Raw genomic sequence first — 24,977 nt, 5'->3', positions numbered from 1 at the left:
CAATCTGTTTTTAAAACGAAATGGTTATTTCGAATCCTGCGTTGTTTTTACTATCTATTTCACCATTTAATTGATCAATCAACCCTACTATTATTTCCAGTCCCAATCCTTTTTTAGAAGTGGTGTTAAAGTCGAAACCGTTTCCATTATCTGCATAGTACAATTGGGTTTTTTGTGTGCTTTCATCCTTTGTAATAGCTATAGTTATAATTCCGACAGCACGATCTTTGAATGCATGCTTTATACTGTTGCTAAGCAATTCAACAATAATCAAACCTGTGGGAAGTGCATTTTCAATAGTTATATTTTCTACCTCGCAGCTTATATTTAGCTGTATTTTTTTATTGTATGTATCGTACGATTCTTTTACCAATTCCGAGAGTTCAGTAACATATCTTTTCAGGTCTATGTCATTTACACTTTCAGAAATGTTCAATTTTTTATGGAGCAACGCCATGGAATGAATGCGGTTTTGGTTGCTGCGTATTACCTCATCTATATTGTTGAAATCTATAGATTCTTTCTGTATTTCAAGAATGCTTATTACATGTTGAAGATTGTTCTTAACCCTATGTTGAAGCTCTGATAATAGTACTTGTTTTTGGTCTAGGGTTGTGACTAATTCTTCCAGCTGTTTGTTAATGGTTTTATTTTGTGTATTTATCTTTCTGTTTTTTAGAATTAACAGAACGGATGCGCCTGCAATTACAATTACGAGTATTAAAATGAAGATTAATAGCTGGTTTTTGTTTTTTATAATCGCTTCTTTTTTATCATTTTGAAATTGTTCTTCTAGTTTTTTAGTTTCGCCAACCTCTTCCAAATTATATTTTTCTACTACATCAACATAGGCTATTTTTAAATAATGATATGCAGAATCTGTTTTTCCCATTGCCTCAAATATGTCTGCTCTATTTTGTGGAATTATATATTTGTAAAACAAATTCACATTATCATAAGACATATATGACGAATCGTTATACTTTAAGGCGGTATTAAAATCTCCACTTATTAGATAGTTAACGGCGATATTGCGATACAGAGCCCCTATATTTTCTGTATTATTCAGTTTCTTGTCATAGCGCAATGCTTTCAAAAAATATTCTGTTGAAAGTGAAACATTATTTTTTCTATTCTTGCCGTAAAGGCTACCCAATGTAAGATAACCATCCTTAAGGTCGCTTACATTATTAAACATAGTTGCGTATTCAATACTCTTGTCTGCATAATAAACGGCAGAATCTATACTTCCTATAAAACCTTTATCCAATAAACGCTGGTTTAATCCTTGGTTAACATTAGTGTCTTCTACATCTCCAATATACCTGTGCAGAAAAGAATATCTTATATATATTTTACTATATAAATCTGTAAATTTATATTTATCAGCAATCTTTCGGGCAGCTTTTATATAATCGTAAGCCAAGTAAAAGTTGTCTGTTTTTTCTTGTTGTAATGCAATTTTGATATAACTGATGCAAAGAATGCGATATAAATTATTGGTCTCGGCCTTTTGTGCAACCTCTAAAAAAATTTCAAGTGCTTTTTTGTGTTCAAATTGATTGTCGAATATAATGCCTTGCTGAAGACGTACTTCCAATCTTTGTTCTAATACTTCTCCCCTATTAATTTTCACCAAAACCTGGTACAAGCTGTCTGCTTTTTTTCGGGCCTTATCATACTGATTGTATTCTATAAGGGTATCTATTTTTTGAATTTCTTTGTCCACCGCTATATTCTGGCCAATTGAAACTTGGCAATAAATAATAAGTAATACTACAGAAATCTGTTTGAACATTCTCATTGCCTTAATTGTGATGTATGCGAAATATAAAACAGGTGTAATATAATTGAAAAATGGTTGGCGATTTAGAACAAAAAATAAAAGGCAGAATGTAAACAGAAATATGTTATTCTTTGCCGGTTTAAAAAAACGTTTGCGTGCCATAGAGACACGCAAACGCTAAATTTTTATTATTTACTGCTCCAAACAACACCGCCGTTGGCATTGTATAGATTTAAGATGCCATTGTCTTCAAGCACTAATAAAGAACCAACCTCTTTGATGTCGCCTCTATACGTGTCTGTGCTCCAAATATGACCACCCGTTGTGTTATAAAGGCATAAATTGCCATCATCCTGTAAAATAAGCTGTGCAGTATTCTTGCCGTTAGTCATTGTACACCAAACAAAATCTTTCTTGTTCTTGTAGATACATAGATTTCCGTCGGGTTGTAAAATTAAATTGTACTGTCCGTTTTTAGAAACAAGTTCTTGATTTACAGTTAAGGATTGCGTTACACCTAAAAACTCATTAGCAGATTGATTCCTGACCATTTTTTCATTTTTAATAGGTTCAAAAAGCCAGGTTGCATCTTGGCGATATACAATATCCTTTCTGGCATTATCTGTTGCTTGGGTAACTTTTAACTGAAAACCTTGGTGACGAAGAAACCATCCCGGAAATGCTACAGATTCAAATGAAACATACTTTTTTGAAGAGCCTTCTTTTTCCTCAGGATTGCGAATTATGAAATGGTGTCTGTTAGTATTACCAGTAATAACTGCAATGCTTACGTTTTTGTTATCTCCAATAACCAAAAATGAACTGGCGCCTGGCGCATTGGTAACTTTAAGGGCAATAATACCTTTAGCTTTGTCGATATCTACTTTTTCAACATCTAATACAGTTCCGGTTTTTGCATTTAGTATTCTACCTACTTTTGAGGCACCAGCTTCATTTGGATTAAAACCCATCCAATAATCACTACCACTTTCAACACGTTTGCCGTTAATAGAATATGCGTGCAGTCTAAAGGTATCGGGAAGCGTCACTGAAGTAGCTTCAGCCATCATAACTTCTTCTTTTATGGTAACCCGCAAGCCAGATAAATTATTGCCAGGTGAGCATTGATCGTAATGGATAACCACAATGCGGTTTTCTTCTCCTTTTACAATCCAGTCTTTAATATCTATAACAAAAGGACCTCGCTGTGAAACTTTTATTTGGTCTTTAGACTGATCAAACTTCCCATTTGGATATTTGCTGTTGTAAATTGCTATACGGTTAGCATCATCTCCAGCATTATATGTTACTGCAAATGAACTTATATTCACGTTTGCTGGCACATTTGCGAGTAGTTGAAAATAGGTAAAGTCAACTTGTTGCCCGCAAGATTTTACATCAGATGTCTTTTTAAAATTTACCCATCCGTTTTTATCCTTTTCAAGATTATTCCAAGCTTGATCATTTTGTGAAGGAACTGTAGCGCTGTTAAATGCTTCGCTGCGTTGCGCATCGCTTGAGGTTGGAATTTTCAAAACACCTTCTGAGCCGTCATTAACTTGCCAAGAACTCATTGTAGTTTGTGCAATTGAGGTTGCTGAAAAAATGATAAGCAACACAAAAAGCGAAATAAATGTATTTTTTTTCATGGTTAAAATTGTTTTGTGCCTACTCTAAGAAAAGTATTTTCGGCTTACTACTTTTTACAAGGAATTTTATCCTGATATAAAAGTAGCAATAGCTTTAACTGCGAAAAAAAAATTGGGATAGAAGCGAAATTTAAGGGATGAAAATGGAGTTGGATATACTAACGATTTAATATATAAAAATTAAATAACTTTTTTTAAGTTTCAAAATCATGAACTTGATACTACAGTTAGCCAATAATTTTAAACCTAAACATTTGTGTACGGTGATTAACACTAATATTTCTATATAAATTATTTTTATTTGTTTGATTTTTTAAATAGATATTAAAAGTTTATACAAGTATTTAACCAATTGAAAATTTAAATATTAGACCATTTATAAAGAAAAAAATAAAGTATTTATTGATATTCAACATAACAAACATTTCATAGAAATTATTCATTCCTCATTTAGCATTTTGAATATAAAAGCGTTTCATTACCAAATGGAAAAAACTAAATAAGAAAAAAATAGAAAAAGCAACTACGCCCATTTAAATGGTCTACAGATAGTATCTTTGCAATAATTAATATAATTAGTGCATTCAATTACAATCTCAATACTTTCTATGCCTTTTAAAAAATTACATCCTGAAATACAAGAGCGGCTAGCGACTCTAGAAATATCAACCCCTACTCCTTTTCAGAGTAGCAGTATTCCTGTAATAAAAAGTGGTGCGAATGTGTATTGCGTATCCCCAGCAGCTAGCGGGAAAACCACCACGATTATCCTTACTACAATGCACGCATTAAAATGTAGAGAGATCGGAAATGCCCCAAGGGCGGTAGTTCTTGTAGAAAATAAGGAAAAGGCCATGGAGTTATATGATGCTTTTTTATTGTACACTAAATATACTTCCTTGCGAGTTTATGTAGGCTATGAAGAGCTTCATATTGATGTGCAAAAATCTGAAATCGCTATGGGGGTTGATATTCTTATTTCCACACCAAAGTCAATGAACAAGTTGTTTTTAACAAATGGGGTTAGTATCGCTGACTTTAAAATATTTAGCATAGACGACGCTGAGTTTCTAACTCAAAAATCAACCTATGAGGCTATTATGTCCATCACTCAAAGTATTCAAAAATGCCAGTATGTGCTGTATTCAGAGAAAATGCACCCAGTACTAAAACGCTTTGAATCCTATTTTATGGAATATTCTAAAGTAGTGAGAATTGAGAATTGAGTATTGTGAATTGAATATTAAAAAAATATGATACCTAAACTACATTATATATCCCAAGGGAGTTCGCCGGTAGCGCATTTGGAGAATATTCAGAAGGCTTGTAACTCTGGTGCGGAGTTGGTGCAATTGCGTTTAAAAAATGTTTCAGAAAAGAACTTTTTAAAAACAGCCCATGATGCTAGAGAAATCACTTCCCATTTTCAAACAAGATTGATTATAAATGATCATTATAAAATAGCAAGAGAAGTTAAAGCAGACGGTGTTCATTTGGGAAAAATAGACTCCTGCCCTACTATAGCTCGTAAACATTTATACTCGTGGCAAATTATTGGTGGCACGGCAAATACGATGCAGGATTGCGAAACACTGCTTGACAAACAAGTGAATTATATTAGTTTAGGTCCCTTTAGAGACACAGCAACTAAAGCTAACTTACCGCCAGCTTTAGGCTTAGCGGGCTATACTGCCATTACGGATATATTGAAAACCGGCACACCTATTATTGGCGTTGGAGGTATTACAACAGCAGATGTTACAGCCATATTAGAAACGGGTATTTCTGGAATTGCTGTTTCCGGCGAAATTACCCGCGATTTTAATACTATAAAAGTACTTAACCAATTGCTTAATGCATCTTCTACTGCGGAGCAACGGTATACGTTTGAGTGAATTGGAAGTACGAGCTACGAACGACAAGCTATGAACGACGAGCGACGAGATTATGAATTATGAAAAATTCGTCTTCTCCAATAATAGTTCTGGATTGTTGATTTGTTGAAAGTACGAAATAAGAGCGACGAAATTTTGAATTATTCACCTTCTTCAATTTTGGTATCTTGCATTAATAAATCGGTATTATGAAATTAAAATTATTGTCTTGTGATGCGCAGCGGCCAGATAGAAGAGCGATAGCCCAATCTATTGTAGCGATTTCATTAAACATAAACGAATCCTTAGCCAATGAACTTACAGATATCCTCTTAGAAGGAGACGCTGTAGAAATTGAAGTGGAAGACAAAGACAGTGGTTCTGCTTTGAGAGCACTGCGAAAACTAGCTATTGACTATGAGATTATAGAATGAATTAAATTACTATTTTCAAATTACTTAGAATTCAAAAAAGAACATTTAAATGATCTACAGACTTATACTATTCTTAATACTTAATTTTGGTTCCATTGGCCTTGGAAGTTTAATGGCAGGAAAAGGTCCACGGTCTGAATGGTATGCCGGTATTAATAAAGCCCCTTGGACTCCCCCAGGTTGGGTCTTTGGTGCCTCGTGGACCGTAATTATGATTTGCTTTAGTATTTATCTGGCGTATTTATGGCCTGTGGTGGAGAATAAAAAACTGCTTATCGGAATGTTGATTCTTCACTATATTTTAAATCTAGCCTGGAATCCAGTTTTCTTTTATTACCACCAACTTTTGGCGGGACTCTTTATAATATCGGCGTTAACGCTAGTTATTGCGTTTTTTATGTTTTTCTATTGGCCAGAAGTAACGTATAAATCCCTTTTAGTAGCTCCATATTTTATTTGGTTGCTTATTGCTACTTCCTTAAATGCGTATTCTTTAATAAAAAACTAATCAGAAAAATCTCCGTAGGTATAAGGATCTTTAGTATGGAGGATTTTGATTTTGCGGCGAAAGGCTACACCAAATTCTGCGAGTATGCCTTAACGCTTGTTACATCCATATATCTTGGTTTTGTAGTTAATTTAATGATTTAATAAATTCATATTTGGAATAGAAATGAATACCAATTGAATTTTTAAAAGGAAGTTGAATTCACGAAAACCTATTTGAATTTTAGAAATGTATTTTATTCCAAATGGAATCACTACACAATTAAATAAAAAAAGCCATTGCTGGAATGCAATGGCCTTAATCTTCTTTTTCAGACTGCGTTTCTTATTTCGGCATCACCACAGCATCCAGTGCGTGAATAACCCCATTTGAGGCTGCAACATCGGCCATAACCACCGTAGCGGTTCCGCCCTGGGCATCTGTCAATATTACATTACCATCTTTTAGGCTCAAAACAATATTATCCCCTTGAACAGTAGTTACCGTAAATTTGCCTTTGTTTGAATTAATGGCTTCAATAACCGCCGCTGCCTCAAATTTTCCCGATACCACATGGTAGGTCAAAATTTTAGATAGTGTTGCATTATTTTCAGGCAGTAAGAGACTCTCTACTGTTCCAGCAGGTAATTTTGCAAAAGCTTCATTTGTTGGAGCAAATACCGTAAACGGACCATCACTACTTAACGTTTCAACCAATCCTGCAGCTTTTACCGCAGCCACCAAGGTGGAAAAGTTCTCATTTCCTGCGGCAACTTCTACAATATTAGGTGCTTTCTGTTCCTGAACTTCCATTTCTGTAACTTGAGCAACAGGCTCTTCTGTAACTTCTTTTTGTTTTTCGCCACAGGACAAAAATAATAGTCCCGAAAGAGCGAAAAAGCTTAGTACTTTCATTGTTCTCATAATATTTAAGGTTTTTAAGTTGTGTTAAAGATACACGGACTTTTTATTTGTTTAAACTATTTAACAAAAGATTAAACAAAATTATTAAGCTTTCATATTTTTGTATTCGAAATTTATGCTCCTTAAGCAATACATAGTTTGTACTAAACCCTAGTTTAAACTAATCTCCTAAAATATTGAATCAGAAAATTTCATAAAAAAATATTGGCTTTAAATTTCGCCTATTCCTAGATATTTCACATATAAGGAATTTGCACACCTACTGGCTATCTTTTAAGATACCCAAAGAAAGTCTGTTTTGAAAATAAGGCTCGGGATTATAGCCGATTGGTTTTTTAAAAGGTTTAGTTCCATACCAATTAATCGTTTTTGTACTATAAATATTAATTTGAATTGCTTAGAAATTTTCTTTTCTTTAATTGAAGATTAACTTTATTAATCTACCATTAAGCATATTATATCAATCCTGATACGCGCAATAGAATTACGTATCTTTGATAAAAACAATTGGATTTACTTACTGTACTAACTTGGTTCTCAAGTCTAGCATTTATTTACTTCGGTATTAACTGCTTTTATTCACAGTTTATTATTTCAGAATTTAGTAGGTATGGGTTGCCGACGTTTAGAAAACTGGCTGGATTTCTTCAATTAATAGGATCAATGGGATTGTTGATTGGTCTTTATTTCAGTCCAATATTACTCGTAGCAGCTTCCCTAGGATTGTGTTTATTAATGCTGGCTGGATTTATAGTTAGATTAAAAATTAAAGATAATTTTATTAAATCTTCACCAGCTTTTACTTTTGCAGTTCTAAATTTAATTATTGCCTTAATAACCTTAACTAAATACTTTTAAATAGTGCAACGCTATAACAAGATTCATTACTATAAATAAAAAGGCAGGAAATGATTTATACAATTCGTCTTTTACTTTAAGATGCATAATTATTGATCCTAACAATAAAACGGCCAATCCTAAACTTCCAATTAAAGTTAAGTTCACAAAGGCAATTGAAGCCAGCAGAATTAATGCTAAACTTACCTTTAAAAAGCCAATGATGTAACAAAATGTCTTTGATAAACCATAAACTTCAAATTCTTCAACAATAGTTTTTGCGTCACCGCCTCTCCACTTTGAAGGTTTTTTTGGCTGGATTAACCACACATTTAAAATGCTGATTCCAACAATTACTTTTAATGCAATAATTATGTAGTCAATTAGGTCCATTGGTCTTTATTTATGTACTGTTTCATTTTAACGAATTTATAAAAATAGATCAATTTAAACGATTTTAACTGGCGTTGAAATGAATATTTCTGTTAAGCATTCTGAATTTCACATTTGGTCGAAATGAATTGTTAGTTTATCTTATCACAACCATCTCTTCCTTTTAAAATACCAAAGCATCCCAATAAACACCACGATCATTGCACCCCAGAGGTAATAGTAACCGTATCTAAAGTGTAGTTCGGGCATATGGTCAAAATTCATCCCATAAATACCAGCCATAAATGTGAGGGGAATGAAAATGGAAGCCATAATGGTCAATACTTTCATCACCTCGTTCATTTTGTTGCTGATAGTGGTCATATACATATCCATCAAGCCCCAGATCATATCGCGGTAAATCTCTACACTTTCATTCACCTGAATAATGTGGTCATACAAATCGCGGATGTATTTATTGGTACGTTCTTGAATAAGTGGGGTTTCTATTTTCTCCAATCTATTTATTACTTCACGTAAAGGCAGTACGGCGCGACGAATTTTTAGTATTTCTTTTTTAAGTTCTTGGATTTCCTCTGTAATGTTTGAATCTTCTTTATCGTCAAAAAGTTTGTCCTCTAGCAATTCTACTTTATTGCTCAGAAATTCAATAACGGTGAAGTAATTATCAACCACAGCATCAAGAATCGCGAACATTAAATAATCTGCTCCAGCGCCTCGTATTCTCCCTTTGCCGTGTTCCAAACGTTCCCGAAGGTCTCCAAAAACATCACCTTCGGCTTCTTGAAGCGTGAGCACGTAATCTTGGCCAACTACCATACTTATATGCTCAATTGTGAGGTGTTCTTCATCATAGTGCAGCATTTTGAAAACTATATACAAATACTCTTCGTACTCATCTATCTTTGGGCGTTGGTTGGTAGAAACTATATCTTCCTGAATAAGTGGGTGCAGCTCAAAATGATTTCCGAGGGTAATAATATCTTCTGTATTGCTTAGTCCGTTTACGTTTATCCAAGTAATGCGTGTTGAGTCTTCATACTTAAATACGTCTTCAATATTGTTTGTTTCAAAACGGTCATACGTATCTAAGGAATAATCTATTATATCAAGTTCCGTAACCGTAGTAGTTTTTTTTCCGGTATAGGCAACGGTTCCCGGCGAAAGATTCCTGGCTCTTTTGGGTTGTATTTTTGTAGTTTGAGCCTTTTTTCTTCTTTTTGCAGCCATAAAAAGTGGATTATTTTTTAAAGGTAGGAAAAAGTATAAAGATTATTCGGCTTTATGACGCTGCCGAAGAATTTTCTCAACATCTTGAAGTGTGAAACCCTTTGCCTGAAGCAAAATCAAATAGTGAAAAAGCAAATCTGCGCTTTCATCTAGAAAAAGATCATCATTATTATCTTTCGCTTCAATAACCACTTCCACAGCCTCCTCTCCTACTTTTTGAGCAATTTTATTGATGCCTTTTCTGAAAAGTGAAGCAACATAGCTATCTTCATTTTCAGCATTTTCTTTTCTATTTTGAATTATATTTTCTAATTCTGAAAGAAAGCCAAAATCTGAAACATTTTCTTCCTGCCAGCAAGTATCAGTACCTTTGTGGCAAACGGGGCCTTGAGGATTTACTTTTATTAATAGCGCATCATTATCACAATCTACCGCAATGGAAACCAGATTTAAAAAATTGCCACTTTCCTCCCCTTTTGTCCAAAGCCTTTGTTTGCTTCTACTATAAAAAGTAACTTTTTTTGACTGATTGGTTTTTAGAAACGCTTCTTCGTTCATATAGCCAAGCATCAGCACTTTATTCGTTGTGTTATCTTGAATTATTGCAGGAACAAGCCTATCGTTGTATTTTTTAAAATCTATATTCATATTTTACTTTTTTTACTTTTTACCCAAATTATATGCCTAACGGCATTCCTTCCTTGTGGTACGCATTATTAATAACCATAATAAAATCAATATACGGTAGGCATATCTTATTAATTCAAATAGCAAAATAAAACTTCAGAATTCTTAATTTATTTTTTCGTCATTCGTCATTCGTCGCTCGTCGTTCATCAATCGCATTGGAATTCCCTGAATTAATAATTCATTTTTTAAATCTGAAATGGTAATCTCCTTAAAATGAAAAACGCTGGCAGCCAAAGCCGCATCTGCCTTTCCTTCAATAAAAGTATCAGTAAAATGCTGCATAGTTCCTGCTCCACCTGAGGCGATTATCGGAATATTTAAATCTGTTGAAAGTTTTGCCAAGGCTTCATTTGCAAAACCATTTTTGGTGCCGTCGTGATCCATAGAAGTGAAAAGAATTTCTCCAGCACCGCGACGTTCCACTTCTTTTGCCCAATCAAACAAATCCAACTCGGTTGGCACCTTCCCTCCTACTAAATGAACCTTCCAGTTCCCGTCAATCTGTTTTGCGTCAATGGCAACAACTATGCACTGTGATCCAAACCTTGAAGCCAGCTCATTAATCAACTGCGGATTTTTTACTGCGGAAGAATTCACCGAAACCTTGTCTGCACCGTTATTTAAAAGAATTTCTACGTCTTCCACGGAAGAAATGCCGCCTCCCACCGTAAAAGGAATATTGATTGTTTCGGCTACTTTTAATACCAAATCTGCTAATGTTTTTCTGCGTTCTTCGGTTGCTGAAATATCCAGAAAAACCAACTCGTCCGCTCCGTTTTCGGAATAGAATTTTGCCAACTCCACAGGATCTCCAGCATCGCGTAAATCCAGGAAATTGATTCCTTTTACGGTTCTTCCGTTTTTGATATCTAAACAGGGTATTATCCTTTTACTAAGCATTTAGTATATAGTTTTCAAGTTGTTTTAAACTTATTCTATTTTCATAAATTGCTTTCCCTATTATTGTTGCCTCACAACCTATTTCTGCAAGTTTTGGAAGTTCTTCGAAAGTTGATATTCCACCGGAAGCGATTAGTTTAATTCTGTTTCCATTAGGTCTTCGACACTTCGACAGGCTCGGTGCGGCGCTGAGCTCAGACTGACATTCGCTAATTATTTTTTTATATAACTCAAACGAAGGGCCTTGTAACATTCCATCTTTGCTGATGTCTGTACAGATTACATAGCTAATGCCTTCTTCAACGTATTTTTGGATAAATGGAATGAGGGCTTCATTTGAATCTTCGGTCCAACCGCTTATTGCTACTTTTTCATCTTTGGCATCCGCTCCCAAAATTATTTTTTCATTTCCGAATTTTTGCAACCAACTTTTAAAAACTTCTGGATTTTTAACAGCTATACTGCCGCCGGTAATTTGACTCGCGCCACATTCAAAGGCTATCTTTAAATCTTCATCAGTTTTTAACCCCCCACCAAAGTCAATTTTTAATTTGGTATTTGAAGCGATTTCTTCCAAAACCTTATGGTTTACGATGTGTTTACTTTTGGCGCCGTCCAAATCCACCAAATGTAAATATTGAATTCCGTGTGCTTCAAACTGTTTGGCAACCTCTAGCGGATTTTCATTGTAAATCTTTTTTGTACTGTAATCGCCTTTTGAAAGGCGAACACATTTGCCGTCTATAATGTCTATTGCTGGTATTATTCTCATAGATTTTAGATTTTAGACGTTAGATTTTAGATTTTAGATTTAAAAAGTTCTTTAAAATTTGTTCTCCTGCAGTGCTGCTTTTTTCAGGGTGAAATTGTACCCCGTAAAAATTGCCCTTTTGTAAAGCCGATGAATATTGAATTCCGTATTCACTGCTTGCAATCGTTCCTTCACATAGCGGCGCGTAATAGCTATGCACCAAATACATAAACTCATTTTCTGAAACATTTTTGAACAGGCCTGATTTAAGATTCTGAATTTGGTTCCACCCTATTTGCGGCACCTTTACTTCGTTAGAATATCGTATTACATCTACATCAAAAACTCCCAAACCTTTAGTATTTCCTTCTTCGGAAGAATTGCAGAGCAGCTGCATTCCCAAACAGATTCCCAAAACGGGTTGTTTTAATGTGGGGATTACTTTGTCCAGTCCACTAGCTTTCAACTTTTGCATCGCGCTACTCGCCTCGCCAACACCTGGAAAAATTACCTTATCTGCATTTCGGATTTCAGTTTCATTGTCGGTCAAAATAGCTTCCACGCCCAGTCGTTTCAAAGCAAATTTGATACTTTGAATATTCCCTGCGCCATAATTAATAATTACGAGTCCCCCCACCCCCAAAGGGGGAGTATTTTCCATTATTTTTTTTAATTCCTTTTTCATAAGAGTTCCCCCTTCGGGGGTTAGGGGGCTTTACAACAATCCTTTAGTAGTTGGCAAAATCATTTTTTCAGCATCGCGTTTCACTGCCATTTTTATTGCTTTTGCAAAAGCCTTGAATATTGCCTCAATCTTGTGATGCTCGTTGGTTCCTTCGGCTTTAATGTTGAGGTTTGCCTTTGCGCCATCGGTAAAACTTTTGAAAAAATGGTAAAACATTTCAGTAGGCATTTGGCCAATCATTTCGCGTTTAAAATCTGCATCCCAAACCAACCAATTTCGTCCGCCGAAGTCAATAGCCACCTGCGCCAAACAATCATCCATTGGCAAACAAAAACCGTAACGCTCCATTCCCAACTTATCTCCCAGAGCCTTGTTGAAAACTTCACCTAGCGCAATAGCTGTATCTTCTATGGTGTGGTGCTCGTCTACTTCTAAATCGCCTTTTACGGTGATTTCTAAGTCCATTTGACCGTGCCGTGCTAATTGGTCAAGCATATGGTCAAAGAACGCAATACCAGTGTTAATTACGCTTTTTCCAGTTCCGTCTAAGTTCAATCTTATTGAAATATCGGTTTCGTTTGTTTTGCGATAGATTTCAGAAACACGTTTATTTAGTTTTAAAAATTCATAAATATATTGCCAATCGTTTGTTTCCAAAGCGATGTATTTTTGAAGTTCTTCAGCTTTTACTGAAACTTCATCAGTTCCCAAGTTGGTATTATCATTAATAAAAATTCCTTTGGAACCCAGGTTTTTGGCCAGTTCTATATCGGTAAGCCTATCCCCGATTACAAAAGAATTTTCAAGATCATAATCTGCTGAAAAATATTGCTGCAATAATCCCGTTCCAGGCTTGCGGGTATCAGCATTTTCATGTGGAAATGTTCTGTCAATCAACACATTTTTAAAAACAACACCTTCGTTTTCAAAAGCTTTCATTATAAAATTATGTACTGGCCAAAAGGTAACTTCAGGAAAAGAGTCTGTTCCCAAACCGTCTTGGTTGGTTATAATAACCAATTCAAAATCTAATTCCTTTGCGATTTTTCCGAGATAGGTGAACACTTTAGGATAAAAAATCATTTTATCAAAAGCATCAATTTGTTCATCCACGGTTTCTTTTATGATGGTGCCGTCACGGTCTATAAACAGTACGCGTTTCTTCATTATTTAAATGTTTTTAGAGTGGTGATTAGTTTTTTATTTTCTGCATTTGCGCCAATAGTTATACGAAGTGTATTCTCACAAAGCGGTTGCGAACTTCTGTTTCGCACTACGATGCCATTTTCCAACAATTGTGTGTAGCGCTTTTCAGCATTGTCAACCTTTAGAAGTATGAAATTAGCATCTGTTGGATAAACTTTTTCAACGAATTTGACTTTAACTAAAGCTTTAAGTAATATTAACTTTTCCTCTAATAATGAAAAAATATCATTTTTTAACTTCACAGTATTCTGAAGTTGTTCAATTGCACTTTGTTGCGTAAGTTCATTGATGTTGTATGGAGGTTTGATTCTTTTTAATACCGAAATTATTTCTGCGGAAGCATAACATATCCCTAATCGAATTCCTGCCAATCCGTATGCTTTTGATAGTGTTTGGGTAATAATTAAATTAGGGAATTCATGCAGTTTTGTAATCCAACTTTCCTCGTTTGCGAAATCAATGTAAGCCTCGTCAATTACTACCAAGCCATTAAAGGTTTTCAACAGTTTTAAAATCTTTTCCGAAGCTATTAAATTACCCGTTGGATTATTGGGAGAGCAGATAAACAAAAGCTTGGTACGAGTATCTGCTGTTCTTGAAATTTCGTCCATATTGGGTTGAAAATCTGAATCGAGCAGCACTTCTCTATTTTCAATATCGTTCAAATTTGCTAAAACGCTGTACATTCCATAGGTTGGCGGCAAAGTGATTATGTTGTCTTTAGAAGGTTCGCAGAATGCCCGGAAAATTAAGTCGAGCACTTCGTCGCTTCCGTTCCCCAAGAGTATTTGATCGGTAGTAATATTTTTTTGTTTTGAGAGTATGCTTTTCAGTTTTCGCTGTTGCGGATCGGGATAGCGATTCACATTAGTTTCAAAAGGATTTTCGTTTGCATCAAGGAAAATCATTTCACTATCAAAATCTTTAAATTCATCGCGAGCCGAGCTATACGGCTTCATTTTGGCCACGTTTGGACGGATGAAAGTTTGTATATCAAATTTGTTCATCATATATCTTAATTAAGGTCTCGACCCTTCACAGGCTCAGGATGACACTGCGCTCGACCTGACATTTTCTCTAAGCTCTTTAATCGTAAAGTAACAGCGTTTTTGTGCGCTTGCAGTCCTTCGGCTTCGGCCATTATTTCTATTGCCTTCCCAATATTTTGAATTCCCTTTTCTGAAATTTTCTGAAAGGTCATACTTTTCATAAAACTGTCTAGGTTTACACCGCTGTATTGCTTTGCATATCCATTGGTGGGCAAAGTGTGATTAGTGCCCGAAGCATAGTCACCCGCACTTTCGGGGGTGTAGTTTCCTATAAAAACCGAACCTGCATTTTGAATGTTTTTGAGGAAGAAGTCTTCGTCTTTTGAAACGACTATAAAGTGTTCTGGGCCGTATTCATTTATCAAATCGATGGCTTCAGAAACTGTTTCTACCAAAATCAATTTTGAGTTGTCAATAGCTTGCTCAGCCGTTAATTTACGCGGTAACACTTGAAGTTGTTTTTCAATCTCCTTTTCTACTGAATTCAAAAGCTTTTCGGAAGTTGTAACCAAAATTACTTGGCTGTCAGCGCCATGCTCCGCTTGCGATAAAAGATCTGAAGCAACGAAAGATGGATTGGCGGTTTCATCTGCAAATACCAATAATTCCGAAGGGCCAGCAGGCATATCGATTGCCACGCCATATTTGGTGGCAATCTGTTTTGCAACGGTTACAAATTGATTTCCCGGTCCGAAAATTTTATAAACAGGAGCAACGCTTTCTGTGCCAAAAGTCATTGCGGCAATGGCTTGGATTCCGCCGATTTTAAAAATTTTGGTGACTCCGCACAGCTTGGCTGTATATAAAATAGCAGGATTGATACTACCATTTTTATCGGGTGGCGTACATAGAACAATTTCGTTGCAACCTGCAATATTTGCTGGAATAGCCAACATTAAAACCGTTGAAAATAAAGGCGCAGAACCACCGGGAATATAAAGACCCACTTTTTGAATTGGCCGTTTTTCTTGCCAACAACTGACGCCTTCCGTAGTTTCGATGGTTATTCTTTCAGTTTTTTGTGCGCTGTGGAATTTTTCAATGTTTCCTTTTGCAAGATTGATAGCGTCTTTCAATTCTTCGGAAACTTCATTTTTTGCAGAATTAATTTCTTCTTCACAAACCAATAATTCTTCTATTGAAACTCCATCAAAAAGTTGGGTGTATTTCGTTACAGCTTCATCGCCTTTGGTTTTTACTTCAGAAAATATTTCTTTTACCGTCGCCTCTATATCGGCAATGGTTTTGGTGGGCCTTTTTAAAAAATCTCTCCAAGTTTCAGGTTTTGGATTGTATATTTTGTTCATTTTTTCAATTTAAAGTTTATTGCTTAAAGCCTATTTCGTAGTTCGTCGCCCGTCGTTCGTCGCTCGTAGTTCGTCGCTCGTCGTTCGTCATTCGCACCTCGTCGTTCGCACCTCGTCGTTCGCACCTCGTCGTTCGCACCTCGTCGTTCGTCGTTCGCACCTCGTCGTTCAAAATATCATTTTTTCAATTGGGCAAACTAGAATTCCTTCTGCGCCGGCTTCTTTCAGTTCTTCAATTACTTCCCAAAAAGTATCTCTGTTAACAACGGAATGGATGCTGCTCCAGCCCTCTTCGGCCAAGGGAAGTACAGTGGGACTTTTCATTCCGGGGAGGATTTTGATTATATCGTCAATTTTATTGTTGGGAGCATTTAAGAGCACGTAACGAGAATCACGGCCTTGTAAAACCGATTGAATTCTGAAGTGAAGTTTGTCCAAGATATTATTTGTGCTTTCTGAAATATTTGGAGATACGGCAAGCACGGCTTCACTTTTCAGAATTACCTCCACTTCCTTTAAATTGTTTTTGAACAGGGTGCTGCCACTGCTCACAATATCGCAAATTGCATCTGCCAGGCCTATATTTGGTGCTATTTCAACACTACCGTTAATAATGTGCAGCTCTGCTTCTACTCCTTTTTCTTTTAGGTAATTTCGTGTTGTTTCAGGGTAGCTAGTGGCGATTCGTTTTCCGTTAAAATCGTTGATGGAATTGTATTTAAAAGTTTTTGGCACTGCGAGGGAAACTCTACATTTTGAAAAACCCAATCGGCCTACTATTGAAATTTCTTCGCCTTTTTCAACCAGGAGGTTTTCGCCAATAATAGCACAATCTACCACGCCATCTTTTAAGTATTGTGGAATATCACCATTGCGCAGGTAATATATTTCCAGAGGAAAATTAGTGGATGTAGCCTTTAATTGTTCACGGCCATTGTCTATGTAAATCCCGCAATCCTTTAACAAGGCAAGCGATTCATCGTGAAGTCTTCCTGATTTTTGTACCGCAATTTTTAACTTTTTCATTTTGATATTTTATTTGAGTTTTGAGTTGAGGGAATAAAAAAAACCCGTTTGATTGCTCAAACGGGTTTTTGAATATTGTTAAGTTATACAACAGCCATATCACCTCGCGAGCGCGCGGAAAAAAATATGATGATGATGTAAAATTGTTTTGTTCATAATAGCGAGGGCAAATCTAAACAAAAATTATGTTTAAAAAACTGTGAATATAAAATTTTAACGGTTTATTAATTTTTAATGCAATTTCTTTACTTTCACCCGAGCAATTTTGAACTGCTGAAAAATCACTATATATTATGCAACTAAGCACCATCGATTGGATAATTATTATTTCTTTTTTTATTGTTTTCATTGCTATAGGATTAATTGTAGCAAAAAAATCTGGGAAAGATTCAAAATCCTTTTTCCTTTCAGATAGAAATATGCCTTGGTGGTTGCTTGGGGTAAGTATGGTTGCGACAACCTTTGCGGCCGATACGCCCAATTTTGTTGCTGGCGTTATTCGCGAGGATGGCGTTTTTGGAAACTGGATTTGGTGGAGTTTTTTATTAACGGGAATGTTGACCGTGTTTTTTTACGCCAAACTATGGCGCAGAAGTGGAATAACAACAGATCTGGAGTTTTATGAATTGCGCTATAGTGGCAAAAGCGCCGCTTTTTTAAGAGGATTTAGAGCAATTTATCTTGGGGTGTTTTTCAATATCATTATTATGGCAAATGTTTGCTTGGCTGCTATTAAAATTGGCCACGTAATGTTCGGCTTATCTTCTTATGAAGTTTTATTGATTGCCTCCCCAGTAGTGGTAATTTACTCAGCTTTTGGTGGGTTTAAAGGCGTTTTGTTGACAGATTTTGTTCAGTTTATTATTGCGATGGTTGGTAGCATTTGGGCAACCATTTATATTGTAAATATGCCTGAAATTGGCGGAATTGAAAAACTACTCTCCACCCCTGCTGTTGCAGCTAAAACAGCGATGCTTCCAGATTTTTCAAAACCTGAATTATTGATTCCGTTGTTAATAATTCCGCTTGCTGTGCAATGGTGGAGCGTTTGGTATCCGGGTGCAGAGCCTGGCGGTGGTGGTTATATTGCCCAGCGAATGCTTGCGGCAAAAGATGAAAAACACGCTACTTATGCAACCCTATTTTTCAATTTTGCGCATTATGCAATTCGTCCGTGGCCTTGGATTGTTATTGGGTTGGCGTCAATAATAGTTTTTCCAAATCTTGAAAGTTTACAAGCAGCTTTCCCAGACTTGAATCCCGCTTTTGTGAAAAATGACTTGTCGTATCCTGCAATGCTTACGTTTTTACCGGCGGGTTTATTGGGAATTGTTATAACATCGCTCATTGCGGCATTTATGAGTACCATATCAACACACTTAAACTGGGGAAGTTCTTATGTAGTAAACGATTTCTATGTTCGCTTTCTTCGGAAAAAAGCAACAGGTAAAGAACAAGTAGCCGTTGGAAGAATTTCTACGGTTGTAATGATGATTTTTGCAGGATTACTAGCACTCGTTTTAGAAGAAGCTCGGGATGGTTTTAATTTGCTGCTTTCAATTGGCGCTGGAACTGGTTTGCTATTTATTCTACGCTGGTTTTGGAGCAGAATAAATCCTTATAGTGAAATTGCTGCAATGCTAATTTCTTTTATAATCGCAGCTTTCTTCTTTATAAACGGAAAAATGGAAACACCTATGTTTGAATTGGCTGGCCATTGGCAATTGGTTTTAGGCGTCGTAGTAACAACAATTGGTTGGGTAGCTGTAACGCTTTTAACAAAACCATCAAAAGCAGAAACCTTAAACAGTTTTAATAGCTTAATCTTTGGAAATGAATCTAAATTTAAAGGTTTTGGAATGAAGATACTTGGATTCTTTGCTGGTGTTGTTGGGGTTTATTGCACGTTGTTTGCCATTGGAAATTTCATTTATGGAAACAATATTTTAGCCTTCAGTTTATCTGCTGTGGCTGTAGTTTGTGGATTGGTGATTATTAAATCTTTTCAGAAGACTGATTTATAGATAGAATTTATTTTATAATATCAAATATATCATCATTCAACTGTAGGTTATAGTTGTAGACAAAATTCATCCCTTGAACAACTTATTGAAATAGTTTGAGTGCAAAAATAGCAAATCTTTAAATTTGAATGAAATACTAAAAACGTAACTATAAAAACGATATTGAAAGTATTTGGTGCATTAAAAACCAATGTAAAATTTAGCGTTAAAATGAACGAATCTCAATTTAACGTGGCGTAATCCACTTTTAATAATTATGGTTAGGTCTCCAGATTAATTATTAAAAAAGGGTTAGACTTTAAAAAAGTCTAACCCCTGTTTTTTCAACCTACACTCTTTGTGGTATAGTGTTGCCTATTTTATTTTAATAGCGAGTTATAGCTACAAAGCCATTGAAATCTGCTAATTCTCCTTTTGGCAAGAACACCGTATCACCTCCAAATTTCATATTGGCTTCAATTAGTTCGTCGTATATATCATCAGTTACGGATTTTTTGGTTCTTTCTTCTTCTGTAACAAAGCTTATACTATTGCCATCTATAATACCAGGCTGAAATAGGCCTTCCTCTAAAAACAGTGTTTGAACTTTACCTTCAAGAATTGCCCTATAAATGTCATTAATATCGCTAAAAAATTTGTCGCTGTTTTGTGCGTTTAGCAATTCTTGTTTTCTAGAATTATTTTTTTCAACGGTTAGCTTTTTCACTATTTCCCAAGCGTGTTCTACAATTTGGTGTGCTTTTTCGTCCAATCTATTTTTGTTGAGGTACGCTTCAAAAATGCTTTGTTTTTGGTCAGCTATTTTTAAATATTCGTGGTAATTACTTTCTTCAGAGCAAATGAGTACTGGAAGTGGGTTTTCATTTCTTATATTATTTACTTCTTTATCAACCCTATTGAAAAATTCTGCAATCAAGTTTGTTTGCCTGCTTGCGTTTGATAATTCTACTTTGTTAGTAGAATAAAATTGGCTGTTTTCCATGGGGAAGCTATCGTCATATTCCTTTACAACCTTACCATTAAAAGCCTCAATTAATCTAACTTTATGATGACTTAACAAAAGAATGAGGTAATTTGCCTCTTGGTGTAATGCCCTAATTAAATCTCTTGTAGCAAAGGTGTTATCTATTATTACGCGATCTTCTACTGAAATGGGTAAGCGTGTATATTCCGCAATATTTTCATTTACAAATAAAACCAAACTTTCCAAGTTATAATTATGGTCTATTTGTGATGTTAATTCATGCATCCGTTTTATTAAATTTTTCGCATCTCTTTTGTCTTCATCTACCAAAAGCCTATCTTCTGCTTGTTTACAGAGATTTTTCAAAGTTATGGCATCTTTTGCACTGTCGGGACTGGTTCTGTGTGTATTTAATATTATTGTAATACAGCTTTCAGAATTGATGTTTTTAAGTTCTTTTAATGTAATGTTCATATATCAGTTTCTTTTAAATGAGTGCTAGAGTGTAGATAAAAACATCTAAATCACATTTTTCATAAATATACTCCGTAACGCATTGTTTAATTTCAATTTTAACATAACAATATAATATTTATGAGCTTGTTGGTGATAATAAAATCTTTTCAGAAAACTGATTTGTAAGGTGTAGAAAAATCTAATTGAAAATATTTTTTAGAATACTAAAATATGCTTAAAACGCTCGATTTATTATTTAGATGTTACCTTGGTTCTTTTGCCAAATAGCCACATTAAAATTCCACCAGTTATAAACATCCATATTGCATAGGCAGCTGTTGGAATGCCCATTTCTACATTATTTAGTATTGTTGTAGCTATTATGATTGCTAAAGTTCCGTTCTGAATTCCGCTTTCTACAGTAATTGAAATTGCACTTTTTAAATTCAATTTAAACAATCTAGCTGTTAGATATCCCAATCCCATTGTTATACTATTTAATAGCAAAGTAACTATTCCCACTTGTTTCATTGCTGCACCCATTATTTTGAAGTTTGCAGCTATAACCGCTATAAATACTAAAATAAAAATTACGGTTGAAGCTATGCGCATTGGCTTTTCCATTCGCTTTGCAAAGTCTCTTTTGTATTTACGAATTATCATTCCAATTGCAATAGGAATAACTGTAATAACCATTATTTGAAGAATTGTATTTAGTATAGGTAATTTTATGGTAACGTCTGTGCCACCAGCAAAATATTCCAAAGCATACGCCAAAATAAAAGGGATTGTTATTATACTAACAATACTGGCAATAGCGGTTAATGTTACCGATAATGCAATATTGCCTTTGCAAACTTGTGTTATTAAATTACTTGTTGGACCGCCCGGGCAAGAAGCCAAAATCATCAATCCAACTGCCATTATTGGACCTAAATTAAATACAATAGCCAATGAAAAACCAATAATTGGCAAAAAAATAAGCTGATTTGTAAGCCCTATTAAAATGGCTTTGGGGTATTTAAATATTCTTGTAAAATCTGCTGAAATTAAAGTCATTCCCATGCCTAGCATAATAATGGCGAGCGATAATGGTAGGAATATTTTACTTACAATTTCGGCTGTGGTCATTTATAGGTTGGTTTTTTATTTATTTGAGTATATTCATAAAGTTTAGGTTTTAGGGGAAACTAATACCTGCAACTAGTTACTTTAAATATATTAAAATTTAGCAAAACAAAACAATATTCAAACCCTAGTATAAGTATAAAGAATTTCAGAAAACTATAGACAAAAAAAACCTTCCATAAGGGAAGGTTTTAGTTTCTAGTAAAAATATTTTAAAGAGGTTTTGACTGCGCTCAACCTGACATAAATTTTAGTTATTCCCCAAAATCAATGGCATTCCACTATCGCCAGAACCAACAATTACCACTTTGGCATTTGGTGATTTGGCTAGTTCTAAAGTAGCATCAATACCTTTATCTTGAAGAACTTTATCTGTAAGTGAGGCGCTCAAAATGGCGTTTGCATCTGCTTTACCTTGTGCCTCTATACGTACTTTTTGGGCTTCTTTATCTGCTGTTACCAATCTAAATTCATATTCCAAAGATTCCTGTTCTTGTTTCAGTTTACGCTCTATTGCATCTTTTATTGTTGCAGGCAGCGTTACATCGCGAACCAAAATTTGGTTTAGTTGTATGTGCTGTTCGTCTAAAATTTTCTTTGTTTCTTCAAAAATCTCTGTTTGAATAGCGTCACGCTTGGTAGAGTAAAGTTGTTCTGGAGTATAACGTCCTACAACACTTCTTGCCGCACTTCTAATTGCAGGCTGGATAACGCGTTGCAGGTAGTTTTCACCCTTCTCTTGGTGCAGTTTTGCAACATCTGTAGCTATAGGTTGATACCACGCAGAGGCATCAAGCTTTATTTCAAGTCCGTTAGAAGAAAGTACTTGCATTTTTTCGCTAAGTTCCTGTTGACGTATTTCGTAAACAAAAACTTTGTTCCAAGGTGCGATTATGTGAAAACCTTCGCCAAGTGGCGGCTCATCAGTAACCACACCATTGCTGAATGTTTCATAGAGCACTCCGGCGTGACCAGAGTTAATAGTGACCGACGATTTTGCTACTAAAATAATGAGTAGAATGACCCCTACGACTACGGGTATTGTGAGTTTTGGTAATTTTTCCATATATATTATTAAATTATTAAGTTTTAAATAAGTCCGTTATATTTTCTGATAAACCATTCTGCAGCGAGGGCAAGAACGATAAGTGCAAGTAGCTGTTTCCAATCGATCAAAGGTACTACTTTTTGCTCGCTTCTTTCAATGTTTTGGTAGTTAGTATTCCCAATTAACGCATTAATTAATGAATCGCTCTGTGTTGCGAAATATGCCATTCCCTTGGTATTTTCTGCAAGCCGCCGAAGTTTGGAAACATCAGCATTAAGAAATTGCTGCTCTACATTGAAATCTAAAATGGTAAAGCTTCCACTGCTGGAAATCGCTTCATTTGAAACCGAAACAGTATAGCTGTACTCTCCGGCCGGCAGACTGTTAAGATCAACTTCATAATAATTGTTGCGTAAGAGCATCGGGAAAACGGTCTGTTTTTCGGTCTCTTTATCTTTCACTGAAATATTTAGCGAGGAACGACCGTCAAACACATAGTTTTTATCAAAAAATTGCGCGGAAATCTTGATGGGATTGTTATTATAATAAAATGTTTCCGAAGAAACTTCCAGCCTACTTCGTCTTTTGTTTGAAGCCAAGTATTGAACAAGATTACCTATGAAATCATCAAAATTCTGAAAGCTTTCCGTTTCAATAAAACTGCGTGCTCGCCAACGCCAAAAACCTTCACCATCCCAAATAGCATTTCGTTTGCCGTTTATTTCCATTGTGGCCAGTAAAGGATTACCGTTAGTAATGCCACTTACGGTTTGTTCCAGCATTACTTCGTTCGGGGCGCTTATAGTTAATGTTCCAAACGCTGTATGCAGGGGCGGAAGATTATCAAAACCAATATCATCCACAGCAAAGGTACCATAATTGCTATTGAGCAAGGCTTGCACGTTATCGCTTTGGTTTGAGGCCTCTTTGTTGAAATTATCCTGTGCTCCGTTCAAAAAATACCAATCTGTTTGCAGGCCTGAAAATACTAAAGTGTTTTTATTGAGTTTTTCAATTTCTGAAAATACCGCTGCAAAACTTCTGTCAGGTTGATAAAGCATCACAAGCTGATAATCATTCAAAATGCTAGTAGCTTCTGCTGGCTTTTTGAAAGTAACCGTACGCCGCTCGTTGGTGGTAATTGCCTTCTTTAGGGCTCCCAAATCTGGATGTGTAATTTTGCTTATTACCAAAACATTAGTAGCTTGGTCTATCACTTCAACGGCGAACTGCTTGCTGTTATTGGTTTTGTTTTTTTCGTCTGCAAGCGGTAGTATTTGTGCCGTATATTTTTGAAGTCCGACGCTATTAGCAGAAAGCGTAAAATTCAGCGTTTTTGAGGTTTCATTTTCAGAGAAGGAAACATTTGTTCTGTAAACAGCTGAAGGGCCCTGGGTAACGACAAACTCTGAATTCACAGGGTTTGTGCCACTGTAAGTTAAAATAACTTCAACGGGAAATTGATTTTTTAAGAAAGCGTAACGATTGGTGTTTAGCTGCTCAATTTTTAAGTCGGTATATTTTATGGAATCACCCAGAACTACTGGAAATATTTGATTTTTAAAAGTTGCCGAAGAAAATTCATAATCATTCCCAAGGGTTTGGTTTCCGTCGGTAATCAGGATTGTTGGCGCAGTTTGATTTTTGAAAAGCTCATTAGCCGAAGTAAGTGCTTTTGAAATATTGGTATTTTTTTCTTCAAAAGAAAGAGTATCGCTTTCGCGGAAATCATTTCCAAAGGAATAATACGATATGTCAAATTTATCGTTCAGCTCACTGTTCTCTTTCAGCTTTTGTAGAAACTGTGAAACATTTTCTTTTTGGTTCAACTCCCCTACCGAAGCCGAATTATCAATCAGCACAGGTAGTTTCGGCTTTTCAATGATATAGGTTTCGCTTTTCAATTTTGGATTAATGAGCAAAATTAGAATAGAAAAAAGTGTGATAAACCGCAGCACTCCAAAAATCCATCGCAACGAAGCTTTCTGTTTTGACCTGTAGCCATACATAAAAACCGCCAAAGCAATTGATATTACTCCGGCGAGAATTATGTAAAGTATGGTTTCTGTGGACACTAAAAGAGTTTATGTGTTTAAATGTTTAAAGTCGATGAGTTGGGCGTTGAGAAG

Annotated in this window: 23 protein-coding genes; 6 read left to right on the top strand and 17 right to left on the bottom strand. The window is 35.5% G+C overall.

Annotated features, from left to right (window positions below; genetic code table 11):
* Positions 1-10 precede the first annotated feature (10 nt).
* Both ESV24_RS12215 and ESV24_RS12210 read right to left on the bottom strand, forming a co-directional pair.
* On the bottom strand, positions 11-1,804 hold the full coding sequence (locus ESV24_RS12215) for a sensor histidine kinase (RefSeq protein ID WP_160110603.1): 1,794 nt from the start codon (positions 1,802-1,804) through the stop codon (positions 11-13).
* A 170-nt stretch (positions 1,805-1,974) separates the two neighbouring features.
* Complete coding sequence (locus ESV24_RS12210; protein ID WP_111816005.1) at positions 1,975-3,435, bottom strand: AbfB domain-containing protein; 1,461 nt, start codon at positions 3,433-3,435, stop codon at positions 1,975-1,977.
* Positions 3,436-4,043: 608 nt separating this feature from the next.
* Here ESV24_RS12210 and ESV24_RS12205 point away from each other — a divergent pair.
* The 4 genes from ESV24_RS12205 to ESV24_RS12190 all read left to right on the top strand — a co-directional run bounded on the left by ESV24_RS12205 (position 4,044) and on the right by ESV24_RS12190 (position 6,251).
* Complete coding sequence (locus tag ESV24_RS12205; protein ID WP_111816006.1) at positions 4,044-4,661, top strand: DEAD/DEAH box helicase; 618 nt, start codon at positions 4,044-4,046, stop codon at positions 4,659-4,661.
* A 27-nt stretch (positions 4,662-4,688) separates the two neighbouring features.
* Positions 4,689-5,330 carry a thiamine phosphate synthase gene (locus ESV24_RS12200; RefSeq protein ID WP_111816007.1) on the top strand — a complete coding sequence of 214 codons (642 nt, stop codon included), beginning with the start codon at positions 4,689-4,691 and terminating at the stop codon, positions 5,328-5,330.
* Between the two features lie 188 nt (positions 5,331-5,518).
* Positions 5,519-5,743 (top strand): hypothetical protein, encoded by a 225-nt coding sequence (locus tag ESV24_RS12195; protein WP_111816008.1) that lies wholly within the window; start codon positions 5,519-5,521, stop codon positions 5,741-5,743.
* Between the two features lie 49 nt (positions 5,744-5,792).
* A complete protein-coding gene (locus tag ESV24_RS12190) occupies positions 5,793-6,251 on the top strand; it encodes a TspO/MBR family protein (RefSeq protein WP_111816009.1) in 459 nt (152 codons plus the stop codon).
* 324 nt (positions 6,252-6,575) lie between these two features.
* Here ESV24_RS12190 and ESV24_RS12185 read toward each other — a convergent pair whose 3' ends face one another.
* Positions 6,576-7,154 (bottom strand): fasciclin domain-containing protein, encoded by a 579-nt coding sequence (locus ESV24_RS12185; protein ID WP_111816010.1) that lies wholly within the window; start codon positions 7,152-7,154, stop codon positions 6,576-6,578.
* 507 nt (positions 7,155-7,661) lie between these two features.
* Between ESV24_RS12185 and ESV24_RS12180 the strand changes: the two genes are divergently transcribed.
* Positions 7,662-8,012: a DoxX family protein gene (locus ESV24_RS12180; RefSeq protein ID WP_111816011.1), complete on the top strand. Its 351-nt coding sequence runs from the start codon at positions 7,662-7,664 to the stop codon at positions 8,010-8,012.
* Here ESV24_RS12180 and ESV24_RS12175 read toward each other — a convergent pair.
* The 10 genes from ESV24_RS12175 to hisG form a co-directional block, all read right to left on the bottom strand.
* Positions 7,995-8,384, bottom strand: a complete 390-nt coding sequence (locus ESV24_RS12175) for a DoxX family protein (protein ID WP_111816012.1) — start codon at positions 8,382-8,384, stop codon at positions 7,995-7,997. The genes ESV24_RS12180 and ESV24_RS12175 overlap by 18 nt on opposite strands.
* 144 nt (positions 8,385-8,528) lie before the next feature.
* Positions 8,529-9,614 (bottom strand): magnesium/cobalt transporter CorA, encoded by a 1,086-nt coding sequence (gene corA / locus ESV24_RS12170; RefSeq protein ID WP_111816013.1) that lies wholly within the window; start codon positions 9,612-9,614, stop codon positions 8,529-8,531.
* Positions 9,615-9,656: 42 nt separating this feature from the next.
* A complete protein-coding gene (gene hisIE, locus ESV24_RS12165; protein ID WP_111816014.1) occupies positions 9,657-10,262 on the bottom strand; it encodes a bifunctional phosphoribosyl-AMP cyclohydrolase/phosphoribosyl-ATP diphosphatase HisIE in 606 nt (201 codons plus the stop codon).
* Positions 10,263-10,406: 144 nt separating this feature from the next.
* On the bottom strand, positions 10,407-11,204 hold the full coding sequence (gene hisF / locus ESV24_RS12160) for an imidazole glycerol phosphate synthase subunit HisF (protein ID WP_111816015.1): 798 nt from the start codon (positions 11,202-11,204) through the stop codon (positions 10,407-10,409).
* On the bottom strand, positions 11,197-11,976 hold the full coding sequence (locus ESV24_RS12155) for a 1-(5-phosphoribosyl)-5-[(5-phosphoribosylamino)methylideneamino]imidazole-4-carboxamide isomerase (RefSeq protein WP_111816016.1): 780 nt from the start codon (positions 11,974-11,976) through the stop codon (positions 11,197-11,199). Before ESV24_RS12155 ends, hisF begins: the two co-directional genes overlap by 8 nt.
* 19 nt (positions 11,977-11,995) lie before the next feature.
* Positions 11,996-12,616, bottom strand: a complete 621-nt coding sequence (hisH, locus tag ESV24_RS12150) for an imidazole glycerol phosphate synthase subunit HisH (RefSeq protein WP_111816109.1) — start codon at positions 12,614-12,616, stop codon at positions 11,996-11,998.
* A 54-nt stretch (positions 12,617-12,670) separates the two neighbouring features.
* Entirely contained in the window at positions 12,671-13,807 is a 1,137-nt protein-coding gene (gene hisB / locus ESV24_RS12145; RefSeq protein WP_111816017.1) for a bifunctional histidinol-phosphatase/imidazoleglycerol-phosphate dehydratase HisB, read from the bottom strand.
* Positions 13,807-14,853 (bottom strand): histidinol-phosphate transaminase, encoded by a 1,047-nt coding sequence (gene hisC, locus ESV24_RS12140; RefSeq protein ID WP_111816110.1) that lies wholly within the window; start codon positions 14,851-14,853, stop codon positions 13,807-13,809. The genes hisB and hisC overlap by 1 nt, the downstream gene beginning before the upstream one ends.
* 8 nt (positions 14,854-14,861) lie before the next feature.
* Complete coding sequence (gene hisD, locus ESV24_RS12135; protein ID WP_111816018.1) at positions 14,862-16,202, bottom strand: histidinol dehydrogenase; 1,341 nt, start codon at positions 16,200-16,202, stop codon at positions 14,862-14,864.
* A 168-nt stretch (positions 16,203-16,370) separates the two neighbouring features.
* A complete protein-coding gene (gene hisG / locus ESV24_RS12130) occupies positions 16,371-17,228 on the bottom strand; it encodes an ATP phosphoribosyltransferase (RefSeq protein ID WP_111816019.1) in 858 nt (285 codons plus the stop codon).
* A gap of 293 nt (positions 17,229-17,521) precedes the next feature.
* Between hisG and ESV24_RS12125 the strand changes: the two genes are divergently transcribed.
* Positions 17,522-19,252, top strand: a complete 1,731-nt coding sequence (locus ESV24_RS12125) for a sodium:solute symporter family protein (RefSeq protein ID WP_111816020.1) — start codon at positions 17,522-17,524, stop codon at positions 19,250-19,252.
* A 364-nt stretch (positions 19,253-19,616) separates the two neighbouring features.
* Here ESV24_RS12125 and ESV24_RS12120 read toward each other — a convergent pair whose 3' ends face one another.
* The 4 genes from ESV24_RS12120 to ESV24_RS12105 all read right to left on the bottom strand — a co-directional run bounded on the left by ESV24_RS12120 (position 19,617) and on the right by ESV24_RS12105 (position 24,923).
* Positions 19,617-20,690, bottom strand: coding sequence for an AOC03_06830 family ribosome hibernation factor (locus ESV24_RS12120; RefSeq protein WP_111816021.1), 1,074 nt, complete (start codon positions 20,688-20,690; stop codon positions 19,617-19,619).
* Between the two features lie 234 nt (positions 20,691-20,924).
* Positions 20,925-21,803 (bottom strand): bile acid:sodium symporter family protein, encoded by an 879-nt coding sequence (locus ESV24_RS12115; protein ID WP_111816022.1) that lies wholly within the window; start codon positions 21,801-21,803, stop codon positions 20,925-20,927.
* A gap of 247 nt (positions 21,804-22,050) precedes the next feature.
* Complete coding sequence (locus ESV24_RS12110) at positions 22,051-22,866, bottom strand: prohibitin family protein (protein WP_111816023.1); 816 nt, start codon at positions 22,864-22,866, stop codon at positions 22,051-22,053.
* A 23-nt stretch (positions 22,867-22,889) separates the two neighbouring features.
* Positions 22,890-24,923 carry a vWA domain-containing protein gene (locus ESV24_RS12105; protein WP_111816024.1) on the bottom strand — a complete coding sequence of 678 codons (2,034 nt, stop codon included), beginning with the start codon at positions 24,921-24,923 and terminating at the stop codon, positions 22,890-22,892.
* Positions 24,924-24,977: the final 54 nt, after the last annotated feature.

Origin of the sequence: Aequorivita lipolytica (assembly GCF_007997135.1) — a bacterium.
GTDB classification, from domain to species: Bacteria; Bacteroidota; Bacteroidia; order Flavobacteriales; family Flavobacteriaceae; genus Aequorivita; species Aequorivita lipolytica.
The sequence above is the reverse complement of the archived record's forward strand: the minus strand, read 5'-3'. Positions and strand labels throughout refer to the sequence as shown.

What these genes read in the sequence shown, in the direction of transcription:
- ESV24_RS12215 (WP_160110603.1), bottom strand. Translation starts at nt 1,804, where the DNA reads ATGAGAATGTTCAAACAGATTTCTGTAGTATTACTTATTATTTATTGC.
- ESV24_RS12210 (WP_111816005.1), bottom strand. Translation starts at nt 3,435, where the DNA reads ATGAAAAAAAATACATTTATTTCGCTTTTTGTGTTGCTTATCATTTTT.
- ESV24_RS12205 (WP_111816006.1), top strand. Translation starts at nt 4,044, where the DNA reads ATGCCTTTTAAAAAATTACATCCTGAAATACAAGAGCGGCTAGCGACT.
- ESV24_RS12200 (WP_111816007.1), top strand. Translation starts at nt 4,689, where the DNA reads ATGATACCTAAACTACATTATATATCCCAAGGGAGTTCGCCGGTAGCG.
- ESV24_RS12195 (WP_111816008.1), top strand. Translation starts at nt 5,519, where the DNA reads ATGAAATTAAAATTATTGTCTTGTGATGCGCAGCGGCCAGATAGAAGA.
- ESV24_RS12190 (WP_111816009.1), top strand. Translation starts at nt 5,793, where the DNA reads ATGATCTACAGACTTATACTATTCTTAATACTTAATTTTGGTTCCATT.
- ESV24_RS12185 (WP_111816010.1), bottom strand. Translation starts at nt 7,154, where the DNA reads ATGAGAACAATGAAAGTACTAAGCTTTTTCGCTCTTTCGGGACTATTA.
- ESV24_RS12175 (WP_111816012.1), bottom strand. Translation starts at nt 8,384, where the DNA reads ATGGACCTAATTGACTACATAATTATTGCATTAAAAGTAATTGTTGGA.
- corA (WP_111816013.1), bottom strand. Translation starts at nt 9,614, where the DNA reads ATGGCTGCAAAAAGAAGAAAAAAGGCTCAAACTACAAAAATACAACCC.
- hisIE (WP_111816014.1), bottom strand. Translation starts at nt 10,262, where the DNA reads ATGAATATAGATTTTAAAAAATACAACGATAGGCTTGTTCCTGCAATA.
- hisF (WP_111816015.1), bottom strand. Translation starts at nt 11,204, where the DNA reads ATGCTTAGTAAAAGGATAATACCCTGTTTAGATATCAAAAACGGAAGA.
- ESV24_RS12155 (WP_111816016.1), bottom strand. Translation starts at nt 11,976, where the DNA reads ATGAGAATAATACCAGCAATAGACATTATAGACGGCAAATGTGTTCGC.
- hisH (WP_111816109.1), bottom strand. Translation starts at nt 12,616, where the DNA reads ATGGAAAATACTCCCCCTTTGGGGGTGGGGGGACTCGTAATTATTAAT.
- hisB (WP_111816017.1), bottom strand. Translation starts at nt 13,807, where the DNA reads ATGAAGAAACGCGTACTGTTTATAGACCGTGACGGCACCATCATAAAA.
- hisC (WP_111816110.1), bottom strand. Translation starts at nt 14,853, where the DNA reads ATGAACAAATTTGATATACAAACTTTCATCCGTCCAAACGTGGCCAAA.
- hisD (WP_111816018.1), bottom strand. Translation starts at nt 16,202, where the DNA reads ATGAACAAAATATACAATCCAAAACCTGAAACTTGGAGAGATTTTTTA.
- hisG (WP_111816019.1), bottom strand. Translation starts at nt 17,228, where the DNA reads ATGAAAAAGTTAAAAATTGCGGTACAAAAATCAGGAAGACTTCACGAT.
- ESV24_RS12125 (WP_111816020.1), top strand. Translation starts at nt 17,522, where the DNA reads ATGCAACTAAGCACCATCGATTGGATAATTATTATTTCTTTTTTTATT.
- ESV24_RS12120 (WP_111816021.1), bottom strand. Translation starts at nt 20,690, where the DNA reads ATGAACATTACATTAAAAGAACTTAAAAACATCAATTCTGAAAGCTGT.
- ESV24_RS12115 (WP_111816022.1), bottom strand. Translation starts at nt 21,803, where the DNA reads ATGACCACAGCCGAAATTGTAAGTAAAATATTCCTACCATTATCGCTC.
- ESV24_RS12110 (WP_111816023.1), bottom strand. Translation starts at nt 22,866, where the DNA reads ATGGAAAAATTACCAAAACTCACAATACCCGTAGTCGTAGGGGTCATT.